This window comes from Planctomycetota bacterium, assembly GCA_039182125.1.
Taxonomy (GTDB): domain Bacteria; phylum Planctomycetota; class Phycisphaerae; order Tepidisphaerales; family Tepidisphaeraceae; genus JBCDCH01.
The window spans coordinates 55,567-65,064 of record JBCDCH010000016.1 but is presented as its reverse complement, the minus strand read 5'-3'; the positions used below and the strand labels follow the sequence as shown (position 1 = coordinate 65,064).

Here is a 9,498-nt window from a genome sequence, read left to right as displayed (position 1 = left end):
GTACTACCGGGTGCTCGGCGAAGCGAACCGCAGGTACGACCCGGACCACCTCATCTTTGGCGACCGACTTGCCAGCTGGCTCATCTCACCCGTCGCGCTAGAAGAAATGCTGCCGTACGTCGATGCGATTGCCGTTCAGCCGTTGTTCAACCCGGGGTTCCCCCAGGAACAGTTCGACAGGCTCTACGAGCAAACCGGCAAGCCGATCCTGATTTGCGACTTCGCGATCCGCTTCGAGGAAGAAGGTAAGAACATCCGGGGCTGGCGACCCCAGCCGACACCGCAGGCGGCGGGACAGGTGTATGCCGAGTGGGTCCGCGACGCGTTCGCCACGCGGTACATCATCGGCGTCTTCTGGTGTAATCCGGTCAACTCCGGTGGCGAGTTCGGCAACACCGGAATCAAGCAGGGCCTCTACGGCAAGGGACTCACGCCCCGCCCCGACCTGAATCGCGAACTCCGAGCGCTCAACCGCTTCTTGGTCGAGAATACGCCTGCCGAAGTTGAGTTCGAAGATGCCGCCTTCGGCCATTGACCGGCGTCGGCGATCTTCACGTCAAATCCCGATTCGTCTACAGGTGGGCAAGCCAGCGCGTTAATCGAGCAGTTGGTCAGTGATCGCGGCTTGCCCCACGAACCGGCGGCGCAGTAGCGTCACATACAATGAAGAACATTACGCAGACAACCGTCGCTCTGATAGCTTTGGGTCTCGCAGGATGCATGTCGAACAACACCACGTTGATCAGCGAGGAAGATGCGATCAAGGCCGCCCTACAGCGCGTGGGTGTTGATGTTCTTGGAGTCCGCTTCGATGAGCCAGACACGCAGTGGGATGTGTTTGTTCAGTCCGGCGACCAAGCCTACGAAGTGGAAGTTGACGCCCGAAACGGTGAAGTCGTCGCGGTTGAAGAGGAAGACATCGAAGAGATTCGAGCTGAACTGTCCGGCAGCCTTTTGCACGAAGGCGTCGATGGCGATGTAGACGACTAACGCCGCGGCGTTGCCGACTATGCGACCGGCCCACCGATGCGAAAACCCTTGCCGTGGCGGGGTTATGCCCTTCTGGTGCGCGAATATGCGGGCAAGTGCCGGCTAGGCGTTTGTAGTGGAGCCACGGGGAGTCGAACCCCGTTCTTTCATGCGTTCGCGGCCCGTGCAGGCCGCTTTTCGGAGGAGTGGACATCAAAACGGACATCATCCGCTTCGGCGGCCCGATCGAGGGCCGGGAGCGAGTCCACCGCGGCGACGGTGTCGAAGGCACTGCCGTCGGTGTAGTGCTCGAGCGTCTGCCGCAACGTCGCGTGCCGCAGCACGTCCTGGGCAGCGCGTGGTGATACGCCCGCCTGCTGCAGCATTGTACCGAGCGTCATCCGCGTGGCGTGCCGGTCGGCCTGGCGTCCGCTGTCGTCGCGGTAGTCGACACCGGCGGCGGCCAGGTCCGACTTCCACCACTTGAGCGACGGGAACCGATCGAACACGGCATCGGTGCCACGGCAGTTGCTCGGCCGCATCGCCCGCAGCTCGTCGGCGACTTCGGGCCGCAGCCACACGCGATCGGCGCGCTTGGCCTTCGTCGCCTCCATGCGGAGCTGCAGGTACGGACGCGTCGCCATGAGCTGAACGTCACGCCACTGCAGGTCGGCAGCTTCCTGGCACCGCAGGCCGGTGGTGAGCAGGAACAACCACGCGAACCGTCGATCGGCGGGTGCGGTGTTGAGCAGCCGCCCCACTTCCTCCACGGTGAGCGCGCGTCGGTTGATCCGCTTCTCGCCCGTGACCTTGGCCACGTTCGCCAGCGGGTTCACCGGCATGCGTTTCACTTCGACACACCAGTTGAGGAAACCGCGGACCGCGTCCCGGTAGTGGTTGAGCGTCCGGGCCGTGAGCGGCTTGCCCTTCTCGATGCCGTGGCCGTTGTGGCTGCCGGTCTTTGCCCGCCGGTTTCGCCACGCGAGAAACGAGTCGAGCGTGACGTCATCGAGCGTTCGCCAATGAGCTTGGTCGATGATGAGCCGGCACCGGCGATCAACGTGGTAGCGGTAGTCATCGTCACGACGTTGGGCCTCGAGGTGGGCCAGGTAGTCATCGAGATGCTCGCCGATCGGTCGCGCGCGATGGTCGCGGTAGACGTCCACCATGCTTTGCTCACCGCGGGCCTGCTCGGCCTCGAGCTTCGCGGCGAGCTGGCGGGTGGCCGCCTTGTCGGTGTAGCCCTTGCGACGGTGAAGCCTGCCGCAGGCGTCACGCCACTGGATATACCAGCAGCGTGAGACTGAGGTTGTGGTGATCCCGTCCGGCCGGGTCACCTTGCGTTTGCGTTTGAGGATGGTCATTGAACCGCCTTTCTGGTTCGAGTCGGCCGCCGGCAGCCGAAGCCATAGCGGGGCCGATCATGCACGCGGGTTCGACGGGCTCAAATCGGCCGGGCATCGACGGCGTGCGGACGGATCCCGATGATGGTGGTGGTGGAAGCCACAAATTGCCCTTCGTGTGTAGAAAAGTGCGTCGATGACTTGCTTCGCCCCTGCGCGCGGCTTGCTCGGAAGGACCCGCGATTCTGAGCCAACAGACGGGGTCGGGCGGTGGCCCCGATGGCCGCTACTGGCCTGCAAACGCTGGTTTCGTCGCCAGTTGAAAGCACCGGGGACACCCTGGGATGAGCTGGCGGCATCACGGTGACGCCGGTGGTGTTGGTTGGCGACGATCCTGCTGCTGCTTGGCCGCCCCCGCCTGCTCAGACGCTGCCTGCTTGTGTTGATCTGCAGCGGCCGACATCGCCGCGGCTGCTCGATCGAGATTCTGAATGGCATTTTCCAGCCGTTCAGGAAAGTCACCGCCGATCATCTCGGCCTGGTTCCTCGCCTGCCTTCGACCATCACTCGACTTCAGTAACACCGATGACGTGTTCGGGTCGTTGTCTTCTTCGGGGAACAACACATCGCGTGCGAACGCCGTTCGGTCTTGGTGCTGCCGAAGTACATCGAAGCGGTTGAACTTCCGTAGACGTTCGCCGCCAAGCCGCTCAGCAATCGCACGCTGGGTTGATCGCGAGAAACGTGGATTGGTTGACGGGTCGTTGTCAGCGAGCAGCGGAAGTATCTGATCGTCGAAAGCCGACTTCAGGTTGCGGGTGTTCGAGTAGAGGTAGCGGTTCGACTCGTTGAGCGTCTTGTACGTTGCATACTTCGCACTGCCGAGCAGCGGGACGGCCGACGCTTGAGCTTCGTCGTCGATCGCCTTCAAGAACTCTTCGGACGCGGTTTGGATGATGAGCTCGTCGTTGCCGTACTTCTCCTCACGATCGACATCCATCTTCTGCTTGGAGATTCGTGCCTGCTCGGCGACCTCACTCCGCGTGTCCCTAAAGCCGAGCTTCACGCGCAGCAAGCTATCGCTCGTCCCGGCATCTAGCCCGGCCTGTTCGACTTCGCTGACGCGCTGCCGAATGAAGTCTCGCTTCTCGCGGAACTTCTCAAAGCCGAAGACCGCATTACGATCCTCGAGGAACTGGGTGACGCCGACCGCCTTGCCCCCTGCGTTCAGTAGCTTCCCCTCCTCGGCCAGGCGGGGGAGTGCATCGAGCAGGTCGAAGCCTTTGAGGTTGGCGTCTTCGCCCTGCAGTCGGATCTGCCCACGCTCCATCTTCTGATAGACCTGTGCTGCCAGCGAGTTCGCACGCTCGAAGCCGGCGTCGGCATTCTTGAAGATCTCCGCGTAGACGCCGCCAAGGGCGAGCAGCTCTTCATCAGTAGCGCCGATCGCGGAGAAGGCGGGTGCGGCATTGGCGGCGGCACTTGCGATCTCGTCCACCGGGACCGGCGATGGTCCGGCGGCGGCGAGTAGCTTGTTCATCACCGCTTCCGGCGAGCCGACATCCTGGAAGTTGGACGAGATCTTCTGATCCGCGCCGATGGCGGTGTTCGGGTTGATACCCAGCCGGCGGGTGGTCGCGAAGAAATCGAGCGTCTGCATGTAGCGATCGCCCGAGCTCTTTGCCGTGTAGACGACGTCGCTCGCTTCCTGCTCGGTGAAGCCGAAATTGGTCCGCAGTCGATCTTCGGCGAAGCCTAATGCTTCGTATTCTTCCTGGTTCGCCGCGACTTGGCGGCGGCGATTTCGCCGACCTTCCGAGTCCATGACACGCTGCCCAGCCTCCTCGCGTGCTCGGCGCTGCTCACGCACCGCTGCCGTGACCGCACCGATGGCTGCACCGACGCCGAGCATCCCGGCGGCATACGCCTTGAGGTCAGATAGTGCTCCGCTGCCGAACGCGTTCTTCGTCGCCGCACCGGCGGCTTTGAGTTCCTCGTCCGCTTGGCCGACGGCTCGGTTGAACGTCTGCTGATCAATCACGCCTCTGCGGAGCAGCGTCTGCAGTCGCACCAGCTCCGCCGAGTACTTCTCCGCCGGCGTCCGCGTCGCCTCGAACACGCGACGACCCTCGCGTTCGAGCTGGCGGTAGGCCCGGCCAACGCTGCGAGCGCTGCCCTCCATCTTCTCCTGCTGACCGATGACGCGCTGCAGGCTGTTCCACAGCCGCTGCTCGTCCGAGTCCATCACGAGGGTGACGTTGGCCATGGTGGGCGGTTCCTACGGGTGAACGTGGCAACTTTGCCACGAGGGTGTATCAAAACGCCCGCCGGCGATCGGCGCGTGGTCGGAGAAAAACCACCACCGGCGGGCGCGAACCAGTCGCCGCCGGTAACGCACCGGCGACGACCCAACTACGACTGTTACGCACCGGCACCCGTCGACTTGTAGAGCCCGCGGAAGTCGCGGGCGTACGCCGCGATGTCGAGCTTGATGTCGACACCCAGCCCCCAGCGACCGCCGGTGAGGTTCGTTGAGCGGACCACCGGGCGTCGGTTGCTGCCGATGAGGTAGGCCACGGCAACCGTGCGGCGGTCGGACGCGAGGAACCAGTTGGTCGCGGAGCCGGCGTAGCTCACGCCGCTGTCGGGGTCGACGACACCGCCGGTGCTGATGCGGGATTCCTCCACGACGTTGAGCCCCTGGCCCTGCAGCGGGTTGCGGGTGCCGTTGGCCGCCGCGTCGCCGCGAACCTCGCTCGAGTTGATGAGCTGGCGGGCGGTGAACGAAAGGTCCGGGGGGACGATGACGTTGCGGGCTCGCACGTTCAACGCGCGCTCACCGAGTCGCTGCAGGCCCATGGCCGTGATGCCGGCCTGCAGCCCCTCGGCGCCGAGCACGGCGGTGCCAAGGTTTGAATGGCCGGCGTGGAAGATGGCGGTCGAGTCCGAAGTGAGCGACGGGTTGGCCAGCAGCAACGCGTAGACGAGGTCCGGCCGCAGTTGCCGGGCCGCCTCGGCCATCTCGCGCGGCAGTTCCTGGATCAGCTCGAATCGGTCGTCGATGATGTCCATCTCGTCGACGACGAGCTGCTGCGAGTAGCGGGCGATGCGGAACTTCTCGGCGTTGTCGCTGATGGACGCGTGGTTGGCCGTGCCGCCCCGGGCGTGTTTCTGCGGCCGATTTGAGGCACCGAGCGTGATGTCCGTCTGCTCGCGGAAGTCCCGAACGTCGACTTCCTCACACCAATCGGTGGTGTCCGGGGCGTTGTCGTAGCCGTCGGAAACCATCGCGCCGATCGCGTCGGTGAACGCGTGCTCGAGGGTGGCGGTGCTGACGGCGAAGCGGATCGTGTCGTCGATGTTGTCCGGGACGTGGCCGCCTTCCATGCGGAGTGCCTGCTCGCACAAGTCGACCAAGCTCCGAATGCGGATCGCGTCGGCTTTGTCGGCGGCGCGTTCCTGAGCTTGGCGGCGTTTGTCGGGGTCGCGGACGTTGCCGACCGGAAGCTTCGTCCAGTCGAGTCCGGCCCGCAGCGCGATCGCGGCGGCGAGCCCATGGGTTTGATCTTCGGAGCGTCGTGTGGTGGTGGGCATCGGCATGGTGGCCTTTCGTACGTGGAGTCGCTCGGATGAGCCGGGGACGGTCGCGACGTCGTCGCGGATCGGAAACGGGCGTGTGGGTCGGGGCATGGGTAAGAGGCCGGCAATCAGGCGGACAGACGCTGGGCGATTTGCTCGCGAAGCGATGCCTGTTTCTCAGGAAGTGCGTCGGCGACTTGCTGAACATGGGCGTAGCGAGCGGTCGCTTCGTCGTCCCGCTCGGCGAGTTTTTGAACCTCCGCACGCAACTCGGCGATGCGGTCCTTGATCCGCTGGCCTTCGTTCTCGTAGGCCTCGCTGGCGGCCTCCGCTTCCTGCCGGGCCTGCTCGAGCTGCTCGGCCGTCACGTTTGACGCCATCGCCTGAGCGAGCCCTTGTACCCAAGCGGTGACTTGTCCGTCGCTCACATTGGCCGCCTTGGACAGCTCCGCGAAGCGGTCCATCTCGTCGGGGGCCAGCTCGTCGCCGGCGGCGAGTTTCTGCAGCAGCTCGACGAAGTCGTCGATGCGGCGGTTCTGTTCCTGCTCGCGTCGCCTGGCGACGTTGGCCAGGGCGTTGGCGGTGGCGTTCTTCGTAGCGGTGGTCGTGGGGTTCATGGCGCGGGGGTTGGGAATGGCGGGGTGTCGGCGAGAATCTGGCGGGCAGCGGACAGGTCCATGCGGCACATGAGGATCAGCTCGCCGTCGTCGCGGTGGTAGATGCGGGCGGCACCGGTTTGCTCGAGCAGCACCGCCGCCTTCCAGCGGGCCTTGCTGCAGTCGTTGAGCTTGATCCCACCGGCGATGTCGGCCTCGAGCAGCAGCATCGCCGGGACTTTCAACTCGGCGTCGACGGCGTCGTCGACCGCGGCGAGGTTGTCGGCGTCCGCATGGGTCACTGGCGAGGTTCTAGCCGGCACGTCGGGCGTCCTTTCCACCATGTGGAAAATCAGCGATTTTCTCCGGCGGCTCGAGCACGACCTTGAAGCGGTGGCCGCACGGCAGCTCAAGGCAGACGAAGTACTTAAGCCGCGAGCCGTCGCCCTGCGGGGCCGAGCGCTGGCAGTACAGGTCCGTCGACCTGCAGCGCGGGCAGAACGGCATCGGCAAGTGGTACGTCTCAGTCACGGCCGCCCCCTGGTTCGTTGTCGGTCGGCGGGTCGATTGGCTCGGCGGACGTGCACCGGTACCCGTATGTGCGGAGCAGCCGCTTGAGCACTTGGCGAAGCCGAATGGCCGCGGGCGTGTTGCCGGTGTAGGACGGGTCCGGCCGGATCGTGAGGCGGACGTGGTCGGCCAGGTCATCGGGCTCGGACCGACGTTGTGGAACGTGGCGGTTCTGGCGGATCATTCCTCGCCCTCCCCGTCCATAGATGCGCGTGAATCCCCAGCACTCTCACCTTGCGCATCTTCGTCGTAGAGGGTCTCCCCAACGGCCTTCATATGTAGGTTTTGAGGGTCATTACGCCGAAGGTGCGCAAGGTTCCCCGAAGGTGCGCAAGCTGAATCAGTTGGGGGGGTTTGCGCACCTTCGTGCGCACCTTCGTGACGCCCCGACATTTCGGCGTGGTTCTGCTCGATCGGGGTGAGCTTCCAGAACCACGCGGTGCCGCCGTCGAAGCCGTCCTTGTACGGCTTCTCACACACCTCCTCACGTGCACGTCGAAGGGTGCCCGCGGTGATGTCAGCCTCACGGGCTTCGCGTTGAATGTCCTTCGCTTTGCGAGGTCCGCCGGTAAGCTCGGACCGCAAGAAGTCCATCGCTATCTCGAGCGCGCTGGCGTCTTCTTTCGACTCACCGACGTGGTCGATCTCTGCGCTGGCCGCTTCGTCGGCGGTCATGGTGATGCTCTCGCGGTTCCAGAAGATCCGGGCGGTGTTCTCGTCGCCGCCGATCGTGAAGCTCATCCCCGTGGCGAGCCCGGCGATGTTCGACTTGCCCGGCAACATGAGCCGCTGCCGCGGATTGTTCGGGTCGCGGTTGAGGTGCCACACCTGGCGGACCACGCCGGTAAACGCGCGGGAGCCGAGCACCATGTCGTCGGCGTTGCGGCTCATCGACTTCCGACGGTGCATGACGAGCAGCACGGCGACTTCGTGGTCGGCGGCCATCTTCACCAACGGGGCGAGCAGCGACCGGACTTCGTTGTCGCGGTGACTGTCGGCACCGGTGAGGAATGAACCGATCGGGTCGAGAATCACCAATCGCACCGACGGCTTCTGCTCGAGCATTCGGGCCAGCACCGGCACGTCGGCCAGTGTGAACACGCGTTCGGGCTTGCCGTTGGTGGGGCGAACCCCATCAAGCGTGTAGACCCGTCGGACGTCGGCCACGGCGGCATCGAGCCGCGGGCGCAGCGTGTCAGCGGGGTCATCTTCGGCATTGGCCAGAATCACGTCACCTTGAATGCCCTCGCTGCCGTCGGGCATGATCGAACCCGTCGACACGCGGGCGGCGAGGTCGCACGTGAGCATCGACTTGCCCATGCCCGGCACGGATACCAACGCGGTGAGCTTGCCGAGCGCGATCTTGCCCTTCCAAAGCCATTTGATCGGCTCGGCGTCGATCTCGTCGAAGCTGCGGGACGCAATTTCCTCATCGACGCGATCGTGGTCCCACTCGTGGTGAGCGTGGCCGTTGAGTCCATGGGGGCGGTCGTCGGGAATGTAATCGGCCGGCAGTCTCATGCGGCAATCTCCTCCTCGGCCTCGCCCTGGGCGAGCATGTGCACGCCCGCGGCATCGCCGCCAGCGTTGAGGTAAGCGCGAACGTCGTTGGAAACCCCCGGCGGCTCGGTCACACGGCAGCGGATGCCCCACCGGGCGAGCTGGCGAGCCACGCGACGCATGCCCTCGAGCCCGGGGCCGTCGCGGTCGGCGATCAGGATGCACCGCGGGGTCGGCGGCGCGATGCGTTGGATGAGCAACGCGAGCAGGTCGGCCCCCTGCCCCGCCGACGGCATGCCGACGACGTTGTCGAAGCCGAGCGTGAGCATGGCCGCGGTGTCGCTGCAGCCCTCCACGACGTGGAGCAGCTCGGCCGCGGCGAGTGTCGGGTCGAAGAACAGGCCTTGCCGGCTGCCGGTGACCGCACGTTTGGTGCCGTCGTCGAAGCGGGTGCGGATGCCGATGATGCGGCCGTCGTGGCATCTCATCGGGAAGGCCCACGCCCCCGAACCGTTGGGGCAGGCGGTGCGGAGCTGCTCGAGCTGCTCACGCGTCACCCGTCCCGCCCGCATCCGTGTCATGGCGTCGATCGACACACCGAGCGTGTCGGCAATCGCCGACAGGTCCGCGGCAGCGTGCCACTGTTTCGCCAGGGGCAGGAAGTTCACGGCCGGCGGCTGCGGTCGGCGGGGTTGGTCGCGTTTCATCCGCTTGGCGGCATCGACGAACCCGGCAAAGTTGCCACCGGTGGATCCGCGATCGGGAAACAGGTCTGCGGGCCGCAGCTCCAGCGCGGCGAGTACGGCGTCGGTCGAGCACCCGCCGTGGCAGTGCATCAGCAGACGGCCGTCGGCGCCGACGCTCACGGACAACGATGTCTTCGATCGGCCGTTGTGAGCCGGGCATCGCGCGGACCATCCGCCGCCGGCAGCACGCCGAAC

General features: G+C 65.3%; 11 protein-coding genes. 2 read left to right on the top strand and 9 right to left on the bottom strand.

Annotated features, from left to right (window positions below):
* On the top strand, nt 1–535 hold a 535-nt coding region (locus AAGD32_06240), incomplete at its 5' end, for a beta-agarase (protein ID MEM8873843.1).
* A 185-nt stretch (nt 536–720) separates the two neighbouring features.
* Nucleotides 721–990, top strand: a complete 270-nt coding sequence (locus AAGD32_06235; protein MEM8873842.1) for a PepSY domain-containing protein — start codon at nt 721–723, stop codon at nt 988–990.
* 146 nt (nt 991–1,136) lie between these two features.
* Here the strand turns inward: AAGD32_06235 and AAGD32_06230 are convergent, their stop codons facing one another.
* The 9 genes from AAGD32_06230 to AAGD32_06190 all read right to left on the bottom strand — a co-directional run bounded on the left by AAGD32_06230 (nt 1,137) and on the right by AAGD32_06190 (nt 9,423).
* Nucleotides 1,137–2,333, bottom strand: coding sequence for a tyrosine-type recombinase/integrase (locus tag AAGD32_06230; protein MEM8873841.1), 1,197 nt, complete (start codon nt 2,331–2,333; stop codon nt 1,137–1,139).
* A gap of 337 nt (nt 2,334–2,670) precedes the next feature.
* Entirely contained in the window at nt 2,671–4,578 is a 1,908-nt protein-coding gene (locus AAGD32_06225) for a hypothetical protein (protein MEM8873840.1), read from the bottom strand.
* 155 nt (nt 4,579–4,733) lie between these two features.
* Nucleotides 4,734–5,912, bottom strand: coding sequence for a hypothetical protein (locus tag AAGD32_06220; protein ID MEM8873839.1), 1,179 nt, complete (start codon nt 5,910–5,912; stop codon nt 4,734–4,736).
* A 107-nt stretch (nt 5,913–6,019) separates the two neighbouring features.
* Nucleotides 6,020–6,508 carry a hypothetical protein gene (locus AAGD32_06215; protein ID MEM8873838.1) on the bottom strand — a complete coding sequence of 163 codons (489 nt, stop codon included), beginning with the start codon at nt 6,506–6,508 and terminating at the stop codon, nt 6,020–6,022.
* On the bottom strand, nt 6,505–6,789 hold the full coding sequence (locus AAGD32_06210; GenBank protein ID MEM8873837.1) for a hypothetical protein: 285 nt from the start codon (nt 6,787–6,789) through the stop codon (nt 6,505–6,507). Before AAGD32_06210 ends, AAGD32_06215 begins: the two co-directional genes overlap by 4 nt.
* A gap of 10 nt (nt 6,790–6,799) precedes the next feature.
* The gene (locus AAGD32_06205; GenBank protein MEM8873836.1) at nt 6,800–7,018 is read right to left on the bottom strand and encodes a hypothetical protein; all 219 of its coding nucleotides are present in this window, start codon (nt 7,016–7,018) and stop codon (nt 6,800–6,802) included.
* Nucleotides 7,011–7,241, bottom strand: a complete 231-nt coding sequence (locus AAGD32_06200) for a hypothetical protein (protein ID MEM8873835.1) — start codon at nt 7,239–7,241, stop codon at nt 7,011–7,013. Before AAGD32_06200 ends, AAGD32_06205 begins: the two co-directional genes overlap by 8 nt.
* Nucleotides 7,238–8,578 (bottom strand): AAA family ATPase, encoded by a 1,341-nt coding sequence (locus AAGD32_06195; GenBank protein MEM8873834.1) that lies wholly within the window; start codon nt 8,576–8,578, stop codon nt 7,238–7,240. Before AAGD32_06195 ends, AAGD32_06200 begins: the two co-directional genes overlap by 4 nt.
* Nucleotides 8,575–9,423: a hypothetical protein gene (locus AAGD32_06190; protein MEM8873833.1), complete on the bottom strand. Its 849-nt coding sequence runs from the start codon at nt 9,421–9,423 to the stop codon at nt 8,575–8,577. The genes AAGD32_06195 and AAGD32_06190 overlap by 4 nt, the downstream gene beginning before the upstream one ends.
* Nucleotides 9,424–9,498: the final 75 nt, after the last annotated feature.